This is a genomic window from Paraglaciecola sp. 25GB23A, assembly GCF_040012495.1.
GTDB lineage: Bacteria > Pseudomonadota > Gammaproteobacteria > Enterobacterales > Alteromonadaceae > Paraglaciecola.
The window spans coordinates 542,762-562,976 of sequence record NZ_JBDYKM010000001.1 but is presented as its reverse complement, the minus strand read 5'-3'; the positions used below and the strand labels follow the sequence as shown (position 1 = coordinate 562,976).

Below are 20,215 nucleotides of genomic sequence, written 5' to 3'. Positions count from 1 at the left end.
AGTTGATTCTAACCAAAGCAATCGCAAAGATAAATCAACTAATAAACAATCGATTAACATTTACGCAATTTTGTCTAATAAAAAAGCATTTAACTGCTGTGCCACCGGTATCGGTCCGTCCATATGTAAATGATGATGGCCTTCACACTCGATAACTTGCAAATTTGCAACCCACTTAAGTCTGTGTGACAAGGATTTTTTCATCGACTCAAAACCTCTGTCACCCATAATCACCAACATCGGACAAATGATATTGCGCATAAAGGCTTCTGCTTGAGAGTCAGTGATACGCAACGAAGAAAAAGTACGCAAGCGGCGATCGGTTCTGAAAAAGTATTGCCCAGCGCGCTGCTCTATGTTCCTTTGAATCAATAGAGTAGCAGACGAGATACTCATATCTCCTGCTTTGGCTCGCGCTTGAATGGTTAACTCAATACTGCTCGGGTGCTTGGGTTTTGCAGCATTGGCTTTGAGCCTATTTTCAATTGACTCTCTAAGCTGTACCGGACTACTAACTGCGTCTTTACTCATCGGCCCAAATGATTCAATAGAGATCAACTTAGTCACTTTTTCAGTAAAGCAACTTGCGTAAAGGCTAGCAATAATGCCCCCCATTGAGTGACCTAATAGAATAAAAGACTGCCATTGCTGACTTTCAACTAACTCATGAATATCATACACAAAATCCATTTGGTGGTAATGACAGCCCTTAGGGCGATGGTCTGATAATCCATGTCCAGTTATATCGATAGCGACAATGTAATAATCTGGCAAATATTGTGATAAGGGAATAAAGCTTGCGGCGTTATCTAACCAACCATGTAAGGCCAGTATCATGGGTTTGTTAGGATCGCCCAATCCCACTCCTCGTATTGTTAAGTGACTTAACTTAAAACTCAATTCTTGCATACCTAGTCCATTGCTCTTAATTCTTAAAATTAAACTGCATTTAGCAAACAACCGGCAATAAAAAAGCGGCACTATATTGCCGCTTATTACTATATCTCACCGCCTTTATGGCAGAAATTCGCCTACTACTGTTTTGCTCTTTCTGTTTTAACCGGCAGTGGTTTAGTTGCTGCACCGGCTGGTAAGTTAGAGTGTCCTGAACTTCGAATGTAAATACTTCGAGAATAAGGGCGTGGATACCAACCATACCAATAATCATAGGGCCATACATGCACTGAAGTCACATCAACTTGTTGAATGTCCTGCCATAAGTAGTAGCCACTGCCTTGTAAAGTAGGAAAAACATATTTATGTTCACCGACTAAACCTTCTTCTACCCCAGTAAACTCACCGGTAAAAGTCATTGAGCGGCCCACCTTATAGACCATTGGATCCATAAAGCCCTGAATATAAACTCTGAAACGCCCGATACTTTCGTCGCCAGCAATTGGTCGTCCATAGCTTTTTAATGGATAGTAAACCACTTCTAAAAGTGTGTTTTGAGCCTTATTGTCAACTTTTGCAATCACGCCACCCCAGCGGGCTTTTTGTCCGGTCATTTGCTCAGACTGCGATGCTGCGTCTTGATAACTGACTAAGTTAGTGCCTTCTGGCAATTGAATTTTTTCAGGAAGAGTAGAGCAGGCCGTCACCAATAGTGATACCAGCACTAAGCAAATACTTTTATACATATGGAACCTCGACTCATTAATATAGGCTATAAGCTAGCATATTTTTGCAAGTAAAAACTGCCAGTCTCACTATATAAGAACGAAAAACAACGGTTTAAGTTCAAACAAATGTATCAACACCGAGTAATTGTTGGATGTTTTGGCGCTGCTGTTCTTTGGCTATGGATTCATAGGCGTCAATGGCAATACGCTCTTTTTGTCCACTCGCACTTTGAATACCTGCCGTTTGCCTGAATGCATCCGCTTGCTTAAATACCGGCTCACTGCCTTGACGCGCGATAACAAGCGCAGAACTAGGTTTAGCATTTTCTTTTTCTGGTGACGTTTGTGCAGAACGAGCAAGTTCCTTCCCTGTGGCAGGCACACCTATAGAACGAATCGATGATAATCCAGTAGACTCTATAGCCAACTTTCCCTCACTTGCTTAATTACTGCACCGTGGCAACGTTTTGCCTAAAACAAATATTATTATCCTGACTCATGGCACATATTCGCCTTTGAGCCGAAATCTAACGCAAAATTTGTTCCAGCTTTGCTACTCGCGGCCAGGTAACTTTTTCCACGTCACTGTATCTCGCAAATAAACGGGTTGTATTTGTTCTGCTGTTTGGGCTTTTCCTTGAATAAAAAGCGCATGAGCGAGTGGCAACATAAATTCTGCATTGGGATACAAAATGTCAGTGGCGAGGGTAAAATTTTGTGGGGGGATAATTTGTGGGTAAGCCGCCCAACCTGTGCCAACACCATAGGCGAGCAAAGTTGAATCAATGAGTTCAGCAGCTACTTCGGGAGGTATCACTTGCTCAATCCCCTGTAAGGTCGCCAAGCCTTCTATTGCACTATAATGCGCAAAATAAACTTCGCCCATACGTGCATCGATAGCACAATAAATCTCTTGTGCTTGGTACAATGTTATAGCTTGTTGTGCCATCGCAGCTAAAGTTGAAATACCTACTACCGGTAATTCAGAACCTAAGGCCAGCCCTTGTAATATACCGGTAGCAATGCGCACGCCAGTAAAACTGCCAGGCCCTAGGCCAAAACCTAAAAAATCAAGTTGGTTTAATACAGCTCCGCCTTCTTTTAATACCTCATCGACCATGGGTAAGATGCGTTGACTATGCTGTTGTGGACAGATTTCAAAGCGGCTAAGTACTTGCCCTTGGCACTGTAATACTACCGAACAAGCCTCAGTTGCGGTGTCAAGCAACAAACAATTCATAGATTTTCCTCTGTACTATTAAGTTTATTTAAAAAGTCCACCGCTTTGGCCAAATCACGGGTACGCTGCATATTCGGTAAACTCCCCAAAAATATTTTGCCATAATCTTTGGTCACCAAACGATTGTCACATATCACCAAGACTCCCCTGTCAGTTTCATCCCTAATTAAGCGCCCGGCACCTTGTTTTAGGGCAATAGCGGCTTGCGGAATTTGAATCTGGGCAAAGGGATTTCCTCCAGACTTACGACAATCTTCGATACGGGCTTGTAACAAGGGATCATCTGGTGAAGCAAAGGGCAGTTTATCGATAAGTACGCAGGTTAAATCATCGCCGCGCACATCCACCCCTTCCCAAAATGCACCTGTGCCAAGCAATACAGCTTGTTTATTACTGAGATATTCATCTAATAATGCACGTTTAGTGGTTGTGCCTTGCACTAATAAAGGATTATCGACTTTACCCTCTAACTGAGACGCAATAGCTTTGAGCGTAGCGTGGCTGGTAAATAATAGAAAACAACGCCCACGGCTGGCTTTGATCAACTGAATAGAAATATCTAACAGCGTTTCACGCATTTCTCTGGCATTGGGTTCAGGCAGAAATCGCGGTACACATAACATCGCCTGGGTTGGATAATCAAAAGGGCTATCTAATGCCAGAGTTTTGGCATCGTTTAGGCCCATTTGACGCTGAAAATGCGTAAAAGCATTATCAACCATCAAGGTGGCCGAGGTGAAGACCCAACTGCGCTTTGGCTCAGCAATAAATTTAGCAAATTTTGCGGCAATACTCAGAGGGGTTAGATGCAGAACAATATGTCGATGGCTTGTCTCATACCATAAACTAACACCCAGTTGTTCCACATTGGTTAAACGTTCCAATTTACCTTTTGCTTCATGCACCCGTTCATACAAATTATCTAAATCTTTGTCGCGCCCCACATGCAATTTAGCCACTTCGGCCAAGATGTTTAAACTATCGGTCAATTTACTTATATGCTGCTGGATTTCGTTATTCAGGAGCATCTGACGCCAATTGCCTTTTTGTGGATTTTCCGGAAAAAACAATCGGAAATCGGCGACGATCATCTTACATTTATCTGCAGCGCCACTGAGCTGTTTAGCGTCTTTTAAAACAGTTCGATATACCACATCAATATCGCGACAAATATCATGTAACTGACGACTTGAAAATGTCTCGCCAAAATACTCACTCGCAATATCAGGGATCTGATGGGCTTCATCAAATACCACAAGGTCGGCTTCCGGTATTAGTTCACCAAAGCCTGTATCTTTTAGGGCCATATCGGCGAAAAACAAATGATGATTAACCACCACCAAATCAGCATCTAGGGCTTTACGCCGTGCCTTGACCATGTAGCAATCTTCATAATCGGGGCAATCTTTGCCTAAACAATTATCTGCAGTCGACGTAACAAAAGGTAAGACTTTGGCATCTTCTGCTAAGCCTTTCATTTCGCCCATATCCCCGGTTTTAGTGCTAGACGACCAACGACGAACTTCGCTTAGCTCGCCTAGAATATTGACATCCAGCAAAGTACTGTTACCTCCATGTTGGCGCAGGCGATGTAAACAAAGATAGTTTGAACGTCCCTTTAACAATGCTACTTTGGTATGACTCCCCAAGGCTTTTTTAATCAAAGGTAAATCGCGATGAAAAAGCTGCTCCTGCAGATTCTTAGTTCCAGTGGAAATAATCGTTTTTTTGTTTGACTCAATAGCTGGCACTAAATAAGCGAAGGTTTTACCTGTGCCGGTTCCCGCTTCAACAATTAGCGGCACTTTATCTGCAATGCATTGTTCAATAGCTTGGGCCATGTCGGTCTGGGATTGTCTAGGCACAAAACCTGTAATAGCAGTTGAAAGACAACCATCGGCAACGAATAAAAGAGAAGATTGCGACATTAAGACCTGATTAAGAGGAGTGACTGGAAAATTTCGGCCCTAAGTATGCCAAAAACAAGGGCAACAAACGAGAAAAAAAGCGAATTAAGTCAATCATGTAACATAAAGTAAATATCTTAGGTTTTGTCACAGAAAAACACTAATACCTTGCTATACTCCAATAAATTAAGCTCTACTAATCATGGTGTTAAGTGGATTCAATTACTCAGTTACAGGTAATCGTTAAGCAACAAAATACAAGTATTGACGACAAGCTCGCTGAAGTTTGTATGACTATTACACAGCTCATGGCCCACGCAAATCGCGTGAGTTTGTGGCAATTCTCCCCCCAATTGGATGAGATAGTGTGTTTAAAAAGTTATGATGAGATTGATACAAGCATTTCTTCAGGTTTACGTTTAGCTAGAATAGATTTTCCTGATTATTTCAATGCCATAATAAATGAAGAACTGCTGGTCGCTCCTAATGCTCGTGAGCATCAGGCAACCCGAGATTTTCACGACTCTTATTTTATCCCTAATCACATTCACTCATTACTCGATTACATACTGTATAAAGACGGCGCACCTATAGGCATTATATGTTGTGAAAGCGCTGGAAAACGCGCAGTTTGGGGTGAGCAAGAACTAAATGACATAAAAAAAATAGCAGGCGTAATATCCTCTGTATTCCCTCTTAACAAGGTCAATTCAAATTAGTTTTTCCTTATCTTTTACTAAAATCTCATCAAAATAAATGGGAGTAATGAAAGACCACAGCATAAAGTACGTGTTATGTTTTCAGTTATCTTGTGTAACTCACGTTTAACTATAATACTGCGTTTATCGCAACTCGGTGGTCATTTAGTAGCAAGTAAAATGAATAAATGTGCTGTTACAATAACCAAACCAATTAATTGAGAGAGATTAAGATGAAAAAAGCACTGATAGTTTTTACTGGCTTAGTACTGCTGATTGCAGGTGGTGCTTGGTATTTGTTGAGTGGGGCGGGCGATTTAATTCGGACCCAAATTGAACAACAGGGCAGCAAATATCTTGACGCTAAGGTATCAGTGGCCAAGGTAGACTTAGCTCTGACTGAGGGGCGAATGACCATCAGTGCGCTGAACATAAAAAACCCTAAAGGTTTCAGTGATAACAACGCCTTCAGTGTCGATTCAATCACCCTGGATTTAGGTGAGAGCATGGAAGAGCCTTACGTGGTGCAAACAATTAGCATCAATGCACCAGAGATTCTTTATGAGGTGGATGCAAGTGGCCAAGGTAATCTAACCGTACTGAAAAACAACTTAGTCGCCAAATTGCCACAAACTGAAAATGCCCCCCCTGAAAAAGAAGGTGCCAACCCTTTGTTAATTGTTGAAAATGTGACAGTGAGTGATGTACGACTGAGCTTCAATTTTGAACAATTTTCTACCGGTGACATCCAAATAGATAAAAAAATCTATGAAGTTACCTTACCCACTTTCAATGCGGGTCCTATCGGTCAACCTAATGGCATGCCAGCAGATCAAGTAGGGCTTGCGGTAGTCAACGCCATGCTCGATAACGTCATTGCTGCGGCCAAAGCTGAAGCAAAAAAACGCTTAACAGAAGAAGCTAAGAAGAAAGTCAATGAAGAACTCGATAAACAAAAAGAAAAGTTGTTGGACAAAGCTAGCGATAAACTCAAAGGTCTATTCAATTAAATGACAGTTTATAGGGATGACTGTTGATTTTTTCTCAATCCCTATAGTTAAAAAGTGCAAACCACGATATGTTGATTTTTGTAATAGAGAAGGTACTGACAATCAATAATGCAAATACTAGGTAAACGTTAAAGTAACATGGCCTCCCTAATGGATATGCACTTTAAACCGCTGTAGTTATTTTAATGAAGCCTTATTTAAGGTGGGGATTTTTGAGTAAGTTAGTTGGCTTTGCGCTTGTAGCGCAGTGAAATATTTTGCTAAGTCATTCAATATAAGCCATTGAGCATCAGCTGATTTAGCTTTTTATCTTGGACAATTGGAGTAATTACGATAACCATGAATCAAGACCTCTTAAAGCAACGCGCCAAAGCATTTAATTATCTGTTTGACTCAGTAGTCGTGACTGATCTACAAGGTAGGATAATCGACTGGAATCAAGGTTCAACACTCTTATATGGTTACTCCAGAGAGGATGCCATTGGCCAGCATGTGAGTATGTTACATGTGCCTGAGGATTCAAACGATATCACGACTAAGGTGATAGCTGCGGTGCAAGTCGAGGGTAAATGGTCTGGTGAAATCAGAATGTTACGAAAGGATGGCAGTATCGGTTGGATTGAGTCGATGTGTGTACCTGTATACGATGAAGAGCAACAAATTATCGGGGCTATCGGTGTCAACAGAGATATTACCGAAAAAATCCATGAGAAAGAACGTTTGCAGCATTTGGCACATTTTGACCATCTTACCAATCTACCAAACCGTTATGTGGTGATTGACCGTATTGAACATTTAATTGCTCAGTCTAACCGAGATGCACGTAAATTTGCCCTTCTGTTCATCGATTTAGATTACTTTAAGGCCCTCAACGACAGTAATGGCCACGCATTTGGTGATCAAGCGCTAATCCAAATTGCCTCTCGTCTTAAAGGTGCAATACGCAGTTCTGATACAGCGGCCAGATTTGGCGGCGATGAATTTGTTATTTTGCTAGAAAACATATCAGATAGGCAAGATGCCATTCATATGGTTGAGTTGCTTTACCAAACACTTAATACAAAGTACCTCATAGAGGGTCAAAAAATACACCTCAGTAGTAGTATTGGCATTGCCGTCTTTCCAGACGATGCCAGCACAAAAAATGATTTATTAAATATTGCAGATAAAGCGATGTACTCAACCAAGCTTAAAAACAAGGTATTTGTGGAAAACCCACTAAATCGCAAACAATAAAGGTTAAGTGTTTTTAGCAGTATCACTGAAGATTACAATCTAACATGTCGCTCAATTGCAGCCATACCTCTACCTCCTGTTCACAAAAAACCAAACCTTGTGGATTTTCTGCACCCACCTAAGCACTGCGCATAATATAGCTCGATTCGGCCCGAGAAGATTTATCATCTTGTAAGCTCATATCCAACGCTTCATGCACAGTATCTTATTTAATCTCAATACTGCCATGGGCAATAATCACACTTCCCTGTTGATGTTGAAAAGTCATTTTCTAAAAGGACTTAGACCCGCCTCACTGCGCAAAAGAACCCGGTTTCACTAAACGATACTTGATTGCTAGCCGCTAAACTTTGGCATTAAACGCCAATATTTCATAAAAGAAACGTTGAACCTTCGATGAAAAGTCGCTTTGTGTATTGCCAATTTCTGTTTTCATGTTATTTTCTGGCGCACCCTTTTTTGGAGAGCGCTTATGCCTAAAGCCAGTGAAATTAAAAAGAACGCCGCAGTTGAATACAACGGCAAAATATACTTAGTTAAAGATATTAATAAATTAACCCCCAGCGGTCGCGCCGGTGCTAGCCTGTATCGCATGCGCTTGTACGAAGTTGCGACTGGTGCTAAAGCTGACGAAAGCTTTAAAGCCGATGAAATGCTAACAACTGTCGACTTCAGTCGCCGTAAAGTCACCTTGTCTTATATTGATGGTGATGAATATTTCTTTATGGATAATGAAGATTACAGCTCTTATCCCTTGGGCAAAGAAACCATCGCTGACGAAATTTTATTTATCACAGAAGAAACCAAAGGCCTACAAGTATTGTTAGTCGAAGGTGGGCCCGTAGGTATTGAACTCCCTGCAGCTGTCGACTTAGTGATTGAAGAGACCGACCCGTCTATCAAAGGTGCCTCTGCTAGCGCGCGCACCAAACCCGCTAAATTAACTACAGGCTTAGTTATTCAAGTCCCTGAATATATTTCTAGCGGTGAAAAAGTGCGAGTCAATACTGAAGAAGGTAAATTTATCAGTCGCGCTGATTAATACTTTTATACAAACTATGTTTAAAGCCGACTCATGTCGGCTTTTTATTGCCTAAAATAACTCAAGACGATAATCGTTTATTTTACCCAGACTCGGTAGTCCCAGGGTGCTATTTCAATTGTAAAATCAGCATCAACATCCACCTCCTGTTGGCTAAGATAATCCATATAACTGCCATATTGTATGCTTCCAGCAAATTTCACTTTTTCATGCTGCGCGGATAAATTAAGCATGACAAACACCCCACCGTTGTCATCCAAGCGCACAAAACTCAGTACCGCACTGGGCGCTGAATTAGGCACATGGCGCATGATGGCTCCCCACTGACCATTAGCTAAGGCACTTTTAGTCTTTTTAAGTGCAATAAGTTTTTGATAGAAAGTCCCTATCGCATGTTCACGCCAATCAATAGGATCACGTTCAAAAAAAGCTAAACGTTTGGGGCTAGCCACCTCTTGCCCATTATAAATAAGTGGCATGCCGTCCCCCGTAAAAGAGAGCACTACCGCGCATTTTAGCCCACTTCCAAACTGTTCAAACTCAGTACCATCCCAAGCATTTTTGTCGTGATTACTGACAAAAGTCATTTTGATTGCTTCACGTGGATAGGACTTTTCGTGCCAAGAATAGTATTTAAACAACTTTTCAATTTTGCCATGGCCCATACAGATGGCATGCATAACTTCGTTCCATGTCCATGCATAAGTCATGTCAAAGGCGGCATAGTGCATATCGCGAGTTTCCCACTCGGCAAGCATAAATACTGGTTTAATCTGCTCTAAGTCATGCCTTACTTGTACCCAAAAGTCAGTAGGCACCATACCGCCTACATCGCAACGATATCCGTCAATATCGGCCTCCTCTACCCAATATCGCATGGACCCAGCCATGTAATCTCGAAGTGCGGTTTTAGAGTAATCAAAATCGATAATGTCATCCCAATCCCACCAAGGAGTAGGATGAAAATTCCCCTGATGATCTTGGCTATACCAATCTGGGTGCTGCTCCACCAGTACATTATCCCACGCGCTATGATTTGCCACCCAATCGAGGATCACATACATACCTTGGTCATGAATGGCCTGAACTAAAGCTTTGAAGTCGTCAATATTACCAAACTCAGGATTAACGCCCCTATAATCTTGCACCGCATAAGGACTGCCTAAACTTCCTTTGCGATTTTTAAGACCAATGGGGTTGATTGGCATTAAATAAATAATATCAACACCTAATTCTTTAAGTCTGGGGAGGTGCCCCAGGGCCGCGTTAAAGGTGCCCTGGGGCGTAAACTGACGAATATTAATTTGATACATCACCGCATTTTTACACCACTTAGGGTGTGTAATAGTGACTAAGTTTTTTGGTGAATAGGGGTGGCTCTCATCCATTGATATTCCTCCGTAGTGTTTTTAAACGCTTGGGCTTTTTACCTTATCACTGTGCAAACTGATCACCACCGACTTATAGGCAGGAGTATTGCTTTTGTCTGCCACACTACCTAGTGGGATCAGGTCATTAGTCTCAGGATAATAAGCGGCAGCGTTACCGCGCGGAATATTGTAAGCCACTAAAGTAAAACCTTTTGCTTGACGCACAGATTGACGCTCAGAAGGCCAATGGCTGTGTATATCCACTTTATCTCCTACCACAAAACCGAGGGTAGCAATATCCTCTGCATTAACAAAGAGCACCTGACGACTACCATGAATACCGCGATATCGGTCGTTATCAGAATAGATGGTTGTATTAAATTGATCGTGACTACGAATCGTCATCATTAATAACTGCCCTTCAGCTAAGGTATTATTATTGATAGACTGCACCACAAAATTCGCTTTACCCGATGGGGTATTAAACTGGCGATTATCCCGCACTGGATTGGGCAAGACAAATTCACCAAATTGCTCAATACGTTGATTAAAATTCTCAAAACCCGCAATTACATTGGCAATACCATTGCGAATTAAGCGGTAATCATCACGCATTGCCAACCAATCAACACGACTTTGCGGCAAGACCTTATGAGCCAACTCAGCTACAATAGCGACTTCACTTTTAAGCTCAGCACTTGCCGGTGGAATTTTGCCATGTGATGTTTGTACAACTCCCATGGAGTTTTCTACTGTAACGGTTTGAATACCACTGTGCTGGCGATCTATTTCAGTTCGTCCTAATGCAGGTAAAATTAACGCCGTTTTTCCCGTGTACAAATGGGAGCGATTCAGTTTTGTCGATACTTGCACAGTAAGTTCGCATTGCGCTAAAGCTGGCTCGGTAGCACTGTGATCCGGCATGGCCCGATAAAAATTGCCTCCCATGGCAAAAAACACTCTTACCTTGCCCTGTTGCATAGCATGTACTGTCTCAACCGCATCAAAGCCATGTTCACGTGGTACAGCAAAGTGATAATAAGCGTCTAAAGCATCAAGAAGAGCCGCACTGGGTTTTTCCCAGATCCCCATAGTACGATCGCCTTGCACATTGCTGTGCCCTCTGACTGGACAGACCCCCGCTCCTGCTTTCCCTAAGTTACCTTGCAACATCAAAAAATTGGTCATTAGTTGTATATTGGCTACCGCATTTTTATGCTGTGTCATGCCCATGGCCCAGCAGCAAATCGTTTTATGAGAGCCAGCAGCAATGTCGGCGGCCAAACAAATTTGTTGTCGACTAAGTCCGCTATGTTGCTCAATGTCGCTCCACGATGTGACTAACATATCTTGTTTGAATGCCTCGAAACCGTGGCAATACTGCTCAATAAATTTTAGATCGAGGACTTTTTGCCCACTGTCATCTCGTTCGATTAGTTCTTTACATAAGCCTTTTAAAAAAGCCACATCGCCATTAATTTTAATCGGAAGGTGCAAGTCTCTGAGGGCAGTACCTTGGCCAATGACACCATTTAACTCTTGTGGATTTTTAAAACGTTTTAAACCGGTTTCATCTAAGGGATTTATCGCTACTATTTTCGCGCCTTGACGTTTTGCCGCCTGTAATGAACTGAGCATACGCGGATGATTAGAGCCAGGGTTCTGACCAAAAATGAAGATCGCTTGGGCATGCTCTAAATCTTCAAGTGAAACTGTCGCCTTGCCCACACCTATCGTTTCATTTAGGCCAACCCCACTGGATTCATGGCACATATTGGAACAATCAGGCAGATTATTAGTACCAAACTGACGCACAAATAATTGATATAAAAAGGCAGCTTCATTACTCGTGCGACCAGATGTGTAAAACGCCGCTTGATTGGGTGAGTCTAATTGTCGTAAGTGCTTAGCCACCAGCTCTAAGCTCTGCTCCCAGCTAATTGGCTGGTAATGGCTTGCTCCTTCTGCAAGTAACATTGGCGTAACTAAGCGGCCCTGTTCATTCAACCAACGATCAGACTGAGTCTTTAGTTCTGTAATGCTATATTTGGCAAAAAACTCAGCGCCTACGCGCTTTAATGTCGCTTCATCGGCTACCGCTTTAGCGCCATTTTCACAAAACTCAAAGGTCGCTCGCTTTGCCAACGGATCAGGCCATGCGCAGCCAGGACAATCAAAACCATCTACCTGATTCAACTGAGTTAAGAGTTTGGCACCTTCAACTAAGCCGACCTTGTCTAAAGTATTTTTAAACGCAGAAATCACTGCCGGCACCCCAGCAGCCCACTCTTTGGGTGCGCTAAGCTCTAATATTTTGATATCACTCTTATTGCTCATAACTTGCCTAGGGCCTTAATAGTTGTAGGTTACAATAGATGTTAAAACCGCGATTTTTGATAAAACCCAGCAAGGCAATATCAGTCTCCAAGGCTAATTCTATAGCCAGACTAGACGGCGCGCCAAAAGCCAATACATAACGAATATTTGCCATCGCCGCTTTTTGGATCATTTCAAAACCTACCCGACCACTCAAAATTACCCCCATCGGAGCGGTCTCAGTGACCGTATTGTCATGCAACAATGTTTGGGCATTAGCACCAATCAACTTATCTAAAGCGTTATGCCGCCCAACATCTTCTCTAACATCGATAATATTTTGCTGAGTATCAAATAAGGCAACACCATGGTTACCCCCAGTTTGTTGAAACAAAGGCTGCTGAGTAAATAATTTTGCCGCAATCTGGGTCACTGTTGAGAGTGACAAAGGCGACGCTACTTGAGTGCTAGTCGCTCGAACTCGTTCCAAGCGACTTAATAGCTGTTCAATACTTTGTTGACCGCAGACACCGCAGGCAGAGTTGACATATTCTTGGCGCTGCTGCTGAGTTATATCAACAACTGCCCCCGCCACTAAGGTGACCAGTATTTGATTGGTTGTAGTATTTTTAAGGCGCCCCTGCCCCGTGTGGTTGATTGAGTATATGCTCGCTAAGGACTCAATAATACCACTGGTATATAACCAGCCAGTGACCAAATTAAGGTCATCACCTGGAGTGCGCATTAGGGTCAACAGAAGGCTGGCAGGCATAGCTTCAGGCGAAAGAACTTTGAGCCAAATTTCTAAGGGCTCCTCGCTAATAATATGATCAACTATTAAATGTGATAACCATTGCTGGTCCTCACCTTGATGAAATTGGTCAATAGCAAAACTAACAATAGATGGCAAAGTAACACACTATATTTTTTTAATAATATGCCTAAGCTAACTCAGCCACTTAATAGGGTAAAGTGCTAAGCCCCATAATCAGTATCCAACCAGCAAAAAACAGTTTTAAATTTCTAGCTGAAAAAAACAATACCAGTCGTTTTGCCAATATACCGCCAATAATAGCCCCTGGTCCGGCAAACAAAACGATGGGCCAGTAAACCGCCTGACTAATCAACAAGTGATAAACAATGCCAGCCCAAACAGTAAACGCGCTGAGCATTACGGCACAGGCAATAGCAAAGGTGACATTAAAACGCCGTAATATTAAATATACAGCCACCAACTCCCCCACTCCGATGGATAATATCGCGGTAATTATCCCGCCCACTAAAGCAATGAGTGGCAACAAAATATGATCACGCTGGCCTAGTATCTGACTAAATTGACTGACTTTCATCAGTGGCACAGTGATAAAAATAGCCACGGCCAAGACAATAGAAAATAAGCCAAAAAACAAATCTAACGTTTTGTGTTCGGCCACAATGCTGAGGGAGTCTTGCAGGTATTGTACTAAAACCACGCCTATTATGGAGGCAGGCACAGTTAGCAATAGTACCTTGCCAATCCCTTGCCATTGATTAGCAAGCTCACCATCGACCGCGTTTAACTTGCGGTAAAACGCCCACCAAGTGATCGCTCCGGCAGTCATTCCGCAGCATTGAATAGCAAAGCTGGTCGAAACAGCAGTCGCTGCTGAAAAATTCAGTTGACTAAAAAATGGCATAAACACTACGCCCCCGCCTGCTCCCGTGGCATTGGCAAACACAGCACCGACAACACCCAAGAGCGTAAAACCAGCATATTCTTCAAATAGACCAATGGGATCAGTTGTACAAAAAAATACAACCAACCAGATTATGCCCAACAATACACGGATTTGTAGTGCAGATATGGCCCCTAACATTCCCAATAACTTCCTATAGGCTAGACAAAACAGCGCGCGGACTTTGCCAGATTTGCAGCTCGCAGGCAAAGCCTTTTGTTAAGTTTAACAACTAAGCTTGTGGTTTCTTTGACTGGCAATTTTGCTTTGATCCGCTATTTTTAGTTTTAACGTATTAAGCAAGATTACGCACCAACGCGAGCTAAAGTTCAACGGGAAAAACCATGGTTGAAAGAAAGATTGATAAAAATATCGCCATCGTCACTTTGAGTCCCAATCGCTCCGCAAATTGGACACAAACCAAAACCCTCATCACGATTATTGGCCTATTTGTGCTATGTATTGCCCTGATATGGGCCGCATTGGGCGTGTGGATTATTTTACCCTTTGCAGGATTGGAAGTAAGCTTACTGGCTTTTTTACTTTACCGCGGATCGTACTCTACTTATCGAAAACAAGTGATTACAATCAACCAAGACACTTTAAAATTCGAAGCGGGTGTTTATCATCCTAAGTGTTTATTCCAATTTGACCTAAAGCAACTCAGTATAAATGTTAAAGAGCCCACCTTACCTTTCGACTTTAGTGAGCTGCATTTTAAAGACGCACAACACCACTTAGCTTTTGGCCAGTTCCTGAATCAAGATGACCGCCTGTTAACCCTTGATTATTTGCGACAGGCGGGCGTGCACATTCAGAGCGACCGTTGGTGGCTCAGAAAATAAATGTTAGTTTATTAAAAGCTCAATACATTTATCTTTGCGTTACTCAAATGCCCCGCTAAGCCTTGTTTATATACGTTTTGCAAAGCGCCCGCACCTTGGTATTGCTCTACTTCCACCGTGTTTTCGACTAAACCGATAAAGCTCTGCCATGCTTTGGCATACTGTTGAGCAAAACCTTGCTGCCCCCATTCTTGGCTGCGTTTCTTAACTTGAGCAGGTGCAAAAAACACCTCGCCATCAACGGCACCTTGTGGTTTTCCCCGTTGAGCCTCAACATCAGTCACCCCAATAAATATTATTTTGGCAAGCTTAGTGGTCATTTGCTGTTGAATGCTTAATAACAGTTGCTTATTACCAGCAAAATCAAGCAAATAACTCGCTTCGTTGGCAGCGAGTTGCTCAAGTTCATCATAAGTGAATACTTTGTCATAACAGCCTAATTGCTCAGTAAAACTAAGATTGGCCGCTGAAGTTAAGCCTACCACTTGATAATTATCGCCCCGCTGCGCTTTGTGTTTATGTAACAAATGCGCAGTACCGTAAGCGGTTTTACTGGAAGCACTCGTCAAAATAATGTTTTTCACTGTCGTATCAAGATTTTCACCCACGTAGTCATCAAGTACAAATGAGGTCATAAATAAAGGACGAATATTCATTTGTACCGCTTCATTGTTTGCATCATAACCAGGGTCTTGGTCGCAGCGTAAATAGTTATCGTAGACCGGTGAAATACTCTTACGCGCCGGATGTGCATCATAAAAGCCCTGTGGCGATACCTTGCTGGGTCGCACAATCCAATGGGAAGCCATAGGCAAATATCCAAATAAACGCTCACCTACTTCGACACCTGTGCAATTAGAATATGCAACCGTGGCAAAACCCCACATAGGCACAATGCCAAAACCCTTGTCAGCTGGGAAAAAGCCCCAGTAACCAAACTTATCGCCCAATAGAGCGTACGTCACGTTGTTAGCAGAAAAACCAAAGGTATCAATTTTGAGTAAGACCTCGCCGTCTTCCAAAGTATTAAGATCCAATACTTTGTCTACCGCTTTAGTTTGGCTTAAGTCGCTTTTATCGATCCATATTTGCTGAGTTTCAAGCAGGTGTGTTGTCATCGTCTGTACTCTTATCTTTAAACTGTAGGACATAATAAGGTGATCCAGCTTGCAATGGCATCATCCTTTTGAATAGGGGTAAATAAATCGATTTGATTATAGACAAGAGTTGACTGTCAGGCGTTTATTTCAGACTCTGTCATTCAATAAGGATTGCAGCTTAATTGAGTTGCTAAACTTTATCCTGATTTGGTAATAACAGCGCCGCGGACTTTTTGTCCCGCGGCGCTGTTTTTTCACTAAGCAGCTTCTAAGGCTTGTTGATGAATGGCACTGACTAATTCTTTAGGGATCATAAGCGAACTGGCAAGCCTACTTAAGTAGTGTTCTGACGCTGGTTGGCGCAAATCAATCGCCAATACAGAAGCGGCATACACTTCTACCGCGGTTTCAGAATTCGGCACGGCATTGACCAGAGCATCGAGTGAGAGCGGTTTGCGCAGTTCGTCAAATAAACTGGCTTTGTCGGTAACACTTAGATCAAAGTTATCTACTTGTTGGTAGATACCTTGTCTTTCACTTTCATCGATGTGTCCGTCGGCGTTTGCTGCTGCAATCATCGCTCGTAGTAGCAACATTTGACCATTGTCAGAGTTGTCATCGTTCACCACGTTTTCAAATTGTTGTCTTGAAAGGCTCGCAGGCGAATACGTTAAGTTAGCCTTAGGTTGTGAAGGAATATAAGTAGAAACACTAGGCGACGGCGAAACAGGAGCTGAATGGGCAACTTGCTGAGCATTTTTCTGCGAATAAGATTGATAAGCCTTGTAAGCCACACCACCTATGGCAGCCAAGGCTCCCAACTTTAAAGCACTTTTTCCAACACTACGGCCTTTTTTACTCATCAGTGCACCAGATAGTGCACCTCCAGCTAAACCACCAGCAAAGCCAGACATTAAACCGCTTTTACTTAGGCCACTAATAATTCCGTTAAGATCTTTCATGCTATTTCCTCTTTGGTTAGCTAAATAATACGTAAATAATAAATGTTGGATTAGGTTAATTTGTAAACAAATATGCCAAAAAACCATAGGGCTTATTTTTGTATTTTGGTTTTTCTCCATAACGCCCTAATTTTCAACCTTTATCCTCTAAGCATTCAAACACTAACTAACTCTTCCGACGTTTTTCGTTTGCATAACCTATGCTGTGGTATCTCAACTCGACACTGCCTTACGACGTCCGATTAAATATAGGGCTCAAGTATGTTAGGGTAGAGTGAATAAGTTTAGGATGATGATTACAACATTTTTTAATGGAGAGGACGACTAATGGCCAATTCGATACAATGTTTGAAGCAGCTTAAAATTAATGGTGAAACTTGCCACTACCATAGTTTTGATGGTTTGGCAGACAGCTATGATCTTTCACGTTTGCCTTTTGCCGCAAAAATTTTACTGGAAAATTTATTGCGCCACGCAGGTAGTGCATTTGTTCAGCCAGAGGATATTGAGACTCTAGCCAAATGGGATGTAGACAACTGGCAGGATACTGAAATTGCCTTTGTTCCCTCCCGTGTAATTTTACAAGATTTCACAGGGGTGCCAGCCGTAGTTGATTTAGCCGCTATGCGCGATGCCATTGTCAAAATGGGCGGCCAAGCCGACAAAATCAATCCCTTAAATCCGGTTGAACTGGTGATTGATCACTCTGTGATGGTCGATGTATTCGGTCAAGCCGATGCAATGCAACAAAATACTGCAATTGAATTTCAACGCAATCATGAACGTTACCAGTTTTTGCGCTGGGGCCAGCAAAGTTTTGATAACTTTAAAGTGGTCCCCCCTGGTCGCGGTATTGTGCATCAGGTTAATTTAGAATATTTAGCCCGAGTGGTATTCAACAAACCAGATGAAGATAATTTACTGTATCCAGATACCTTGGTCGGCACCGATTCACATACCACCATGATTAATGGTCTAGGCGTGTTGGGCTGGGGAGTTGGCGGCATAGAAGCAGAAGCGGCTATGTTAGGCCAACCGGTCACCATGTTGTTACCACAAATTGTCGGCTTTGAGTTGAAGGGTAAGTTACCGGCCGGCACCACAGCTACCGACTTGGTGTTGACCGTGACCGAACGATTACGCGCTGCCGGTGTGGTGGGTAAGTTTGTCGAGTTTTTTGGTAGTGGAGTAAATGAACTAACCTTGGCCGATAGAGCCACTATTGCCAACATGGCGCCGGAGTACGGTGCGACCTGCGGTATTTTCCCCATCGATCATCAAACCACCGACTATCTGCAATTGACTGGGCGGGACAGCGAGCACATTGAACGTATCCAGACTTATTTAAAAACGATGGATATGTGGGGAACTGAGTCTCAACAGAACGCGGTTTATCATAGTCGATTGTCCTTGCAACTAGATGACGTAGTGCCTTCTATTGCCGGCCCCAAACGCCCACAAGATAGAATTTCTCTAGACCGAGCTGGTGTTGCCTATCGCGACTGGCTCGATTTACAAAACGGCCTTAAACCAGCTAATTCCGACCAAGATGAAAGTGGTTTTGAAAGTGAGGGCGGTCATACCTCGGCAGTATTGCCGGCCAGTGATGGCGATAGCGGTGTACCTTGCCAATATGCGGGTAAAGACTTTATCTTAAAACATGGTGCGGTAGTGATCGCTGCGATCACCAGTTGTACAAATACCTCCAATCCATCCGTATTAATTGCCGCAGGTCTGTTAGCTAGGAATGCTAGAAAGAAGGGCTTGGATGTTAAACCTTGGGTGAAAACCAGCTTTGCACCCGGTTCACAGGTGGTGACCGATTATCTGCTTAAAGCCGGTTTAAATGAGGATTTGGATGCTCTTGGCTTCCAGCTAGTGGGCTACGGTTGCACCACATGTATTGGTAATTCAGGTCCTTTACCCAGTGAAATTAGCGAAGCGATTCATCAAGGTGATTTAGCTGTTACCTCGGTTTTATCCGGTAACCGTAACTTTGAAGGACGCATTCACCCAGAAGTACAAGCCAATTATTTAGCTTCACCCCCGCTAGTCGTGGCTTATGCGTTAGCCGGTAATATGAAGATAGACATCACTACTGAATCTCTAGGTAATGATGCATCGGGTAAGCCGGTTTATTTGCATGATATCTGGCCGGATAGCCAAGAAATTAAGCAAGTTATCGAAAAAGTCATCGACAGTTCGATGTTTATTTCTCGTTATGCCGATGTATATAGCGGTAATAAAGACTGGCAAGATATGGATGTGGTGCAAAGCCAAAAATATGATTGGCCCGACTCTACCTACGTTAAACTGCCACCATTTTTTGATAATATCAGCGCTGAAATTCCGACAATTAGCAATATTGAAAATGCGCGATGTTTGTTAAAACTGGGAGATAGTGTCACCACTGATCATATCTCACCAGCGGGTTCAATTGCCTTGGATAGCCCTGCTGCAGATTATTTGCAAAGTGAAGGGGTTGCAGCCAAAGATTTCAATTCTTATGGCTCCAGACGGGGCAATCATGAAGTAATGATGCGTGGCACTTTTGCCAATGTGCGCTTGCGTAATTTATTAGCACCAGGCACCGAAGGGTGTTGGACTCGCATGATGCCATCAGGTGAAAAAATGAGTGTATTTGATGCAGCGATGCAATATCAGCAACAGAAGATTGCTTCGATTGTCTTAGCCGGCAAAGAATACGGTACTGGGAGTTCACGTGATTGGGCGGCTAAAGGACCGGCTTTACTGGGCGTAAAAGCGGTTATTGCCCAAAGTTACGAGCGCATTCATCGCTCTAACTTGGTGGGCATGGGAATTTTGCCCTTGCAATTTATGCCAGAAGACAGTGCTGATTCACTCAAGCTCAGCGGTGAAGAACAATTCAGTATTCCTGCTGTAAGCACAGGGCAGAAAACAGTAAAAGTATCGGTTAAAACCAAAGATGGCAGTGAACGCTCGTTTGAAGCGAAAATTCGCATTGATACGCCCAACGAGTTCAGTTATTACCAACATGGCGGCATTTTGCACTATGTTTTGCGTAATCTAGCTACCGCCGACTAACATCACTTAACCGAGGCAGGCCATATTCTTGGCCTGTCTTTCGAAATATTTGCCAGTGGAATTATAAGAGTCAGAACAACCTTAAA

Annotated in this window: 17 protein-coding genes; 6 read left to right on the top strand and 11 right to left on the bottom strand. The window is 42.8% G+C overall.

Going from position 1 to position 20,215, the window contains the following annotated elements:
- Positions 1 to 60: 60 nt before the first annotated feature.
- The 5 genes from ABKW31_RS02400 to ABKW31_RS02380 form a co-directional block, all read right to left on the bottom strand.
- Positions 61 to 909 (bottom strand): alpha/beta hydrolase, encoded by an 849-nt coding sequence (locus ABKW31_RS02400; protein ID WP_348614611.1) that lies wholly within the window; start codon positions 907 to 909, stop codon positions 61 to 63.
- Between the two features lie 125 nt (positions 910 to 1,034).
- Positions 1,035 to 1,640, bottom strand: coding sequence for a Slp family lipoprotein (locus tag ABKW31_RS02395; protein ID WP_348614610.1), 606 nt, complete (start codon positions 1,638 to 1,640; stop codon positions 1,035 to 1,037).
- Between the two features lie 100 nt (positions 1,641 to 1,740).
- Complete coding sequence (locus ABKW31_RS02390) at positions 1,741 to 2,049, bottom strand: hypothetical protein (protein WP_348614609.1); 309 nt, start codon at positions 2,047 to 2,049, stop codon at positions 1,741 to 1,743.
- Positions 2,050 to 2,175: 126 nt separating this feature from the next.
- Positions 2,176 to 2,862, bottom strand: coding sequence for a tRNA (adenosine(37)-N6)-threonylcarbamoyltransferase complex dimerization subunit type 1 TsaB (gene tsaB, locus ABKW31_RS02385; RefSeq protein WP_348614608.1), 687 nt, complete (start codon positions 2,860 to 2,862; stop codon positions 2,176 to 2,178).
- Positions 2,859 to 4,790 carry an ATP-dependent DNA helicase gene (locus tag ABKW31_RS02380; protein ID WP_348614607.1) on the bottom strand — a complete coding sequence of 644 codons (1,932 nt, stop codon included), beginning with the start codon at positions 4,788 to 4,790 and terminating at the stop codon, positions 2,859 to 2,861. The genes tsaB and ABKW31_RS02380 overlap by 4 nt, the downstream gene beginning before the upstream one ends.
- Positions 4,791 to 4,981: 191 nt before the next feature.
- Between ABKW31_RS02380 and ABKW31_RS02375 the strand changes: the two genes are divergently transcribed.
- From ABKW31_RS02375 to yeiP, 4 genes are all read left to right on the top strand, one after another.
- The gene (locus tag ABKW31_RS02375) at positions 4,982 to 5,488 is read left to right on the top strand and encodes a GAF domain-containing protein (protein ID WP_348614606.1); all 507 of its coding nucleotides are present in this window, start codon (positions 4,982 to 4,984) and stop codon (positions 5,486 to 5,488) included.
- Positions 5,489 to 5,700: 212 nt separating this feature from the next.
- On the top strand, positions 5,701 to 6,477 hold the full coding sequence (locus ABKW31_RS02370; protein ID WP_348614605.1) for a hypothetical protein: 777 nt from the start codon (positions 5,701 to 5,703) through the stop codon (positions 6,475 to 6,477).
- 339 nt (positions 6,478 to 6,816) lie between these two features.
- Entirely contained in the window at positions 6,817 to 7,713 is an 897-nt protein-coding gene (locus ABKW31_RS02365; RefSeq protein WP_348614604.1) for a sensor domain-containing diguanylate cyclase, read from the top strand.
- Between the two features lie 472 nt (positions 7,714 to 8,185).
- Positions 8,186 to 8,755, top strand: coding sequence for an elongation factor P-like protein YeiP (gene yeiP / locus ABKW31_RS02360; RefSeq protein WP_348614603.1), 570 nt, complete (start codon positions 8,186 to 8,188; stop codon positions 8,753 to 8,755).
- A gap of 77 nt (positions 8,756 to 8,832) precedes the next feature.
- Here yeiP and ABKW31_RS02355 read toward each other — a convergent pair whose 3' ends face one another.
- Genes ABKW31_RS02355 through ABKW31_RS02340 form a run of 4 tightly spaced genes read right to left on the bottom strand, consistent with a single transcriptional unit; the run spans position 8,833 to position 14,297 of the window.
- Positions 8,833 to 10,143, bottom strand: coding sequence for an alpha-amylase family glycosyl hydrolase (locus tag ABKW31_RS02355; RefSeq protein WP_348614602.1), 1,311 nt, complete (start codon positions 10,141 to 10,143; stop codon positions 8,833 to 8,835).
- A 21-nt stretch (positions 10,144 to 10,164) separates the two neighbouring features.
- Positions 10,165 to 12,462 carry an FdhF/YdeP family oxidoreductase gene (locus ABKW31_RS02350; protein ID WP_348614601.1) on the bottom strand — a complete coding sequence of 766 codons (2,298 nt, stop codon included), beginning with the start codon at positions 12,460 to 12,462 and terminating at the stop codon, positions 10,165 to 10,167.
- Between the two features lie 7 nt (positions 12,463 to 12,469).
- Positions 12,470 to 13,351, bottom strand: coding sequence for a formate dehydrogenase accessory sulfurtransferase FdhD (locus ABKW31_RS02345; RefSeq protein ID WP_348614599.1), 882 nt, complete (start codon positions 13,349 to 13,351; stop codon positions 12,470 to 12,472).
- A gap of 49 nt (positions 13,352 to 13,400) precedes the next feature.
- On the bottom strand, positions 13,401 to 14,297 hold the full coding sequence (locus tag ABKW31_RS02340; protein ID WP_348614598.1) for a sulfite exporter TauE/SafE family protein: 897 nt from the start codon (positions 14,295 to 14,297) through the stop codon (positions 13,401 to 13,403).
- Positions 14,298 to 14,500: 203 nt separating this feature from the next.
- Between ABKW31_RS02340 and ABKW31_RS02335 the strand changes: the two genes are divergently transcribed.
- Entirely contained in the window at positions 14,501 to 15,001 is a 501-nt protein-coding gene (locus ABKW31_RS02335; RefSeq protein ID WP_348614596.1) for a DUF2244 domain-containing protein, read from the top strand.
- 11 nt (positions 15,002 to 15,012) lie between these two features.
- Here ABKW31_RS02335 and ABKW31_RS02330 read toward each other — a convergent pair whose 3' ends face one another.
- Both ABKW31_RS02330 and ABKW31_RS02325 read right to left on the bottom strand, forming a co-directional pair.
- The gene (locus tag ABKW31_RS02330; RefSeq protein WP_348614594.1) at positions 15,013 to 16,119 is read right to left on the bottom strand and encodes a DUF2855 family protein; all 1,107 of its coding nucleotides are present in this window, start codon (positions 16,117 to 16,119) and stop codon (positions 15,013 to 15,015) included.
- A gap of 239 nt (positions 16,120 to 16,358) precedes the next feature.
- The gene (locus ABKW31_RS02325; protein ID WP_348614593.1) at positions 16,359 to 17,063 is read right to left on the bottom strand and encodes a tellurite resistance TerB family protein; all 705 of its coding nucleotides are present in this window, start codon (positions 17,061 to 17,063) and stop codon (positions 16,359 to 16,361) included.
- Positions 17,064 to 17,390: 327 nt separating this feature from the next.
- Between ABKW31_RS02325 and acnA the strand changes: the two genes are divergently transcribed.
- Entirely contained in the window at positions 17,391 to 20,129 is a 2,739-nt protein-coding gene (acnA, locus tag ABKW31_RS02320) for an aconitate hydratase AcnA (protein WP_348614592.1), read from the top strand.
- The last annotated feature ends 86 nt before the right edge of the window (positions 20,130 to 20,215 follow it).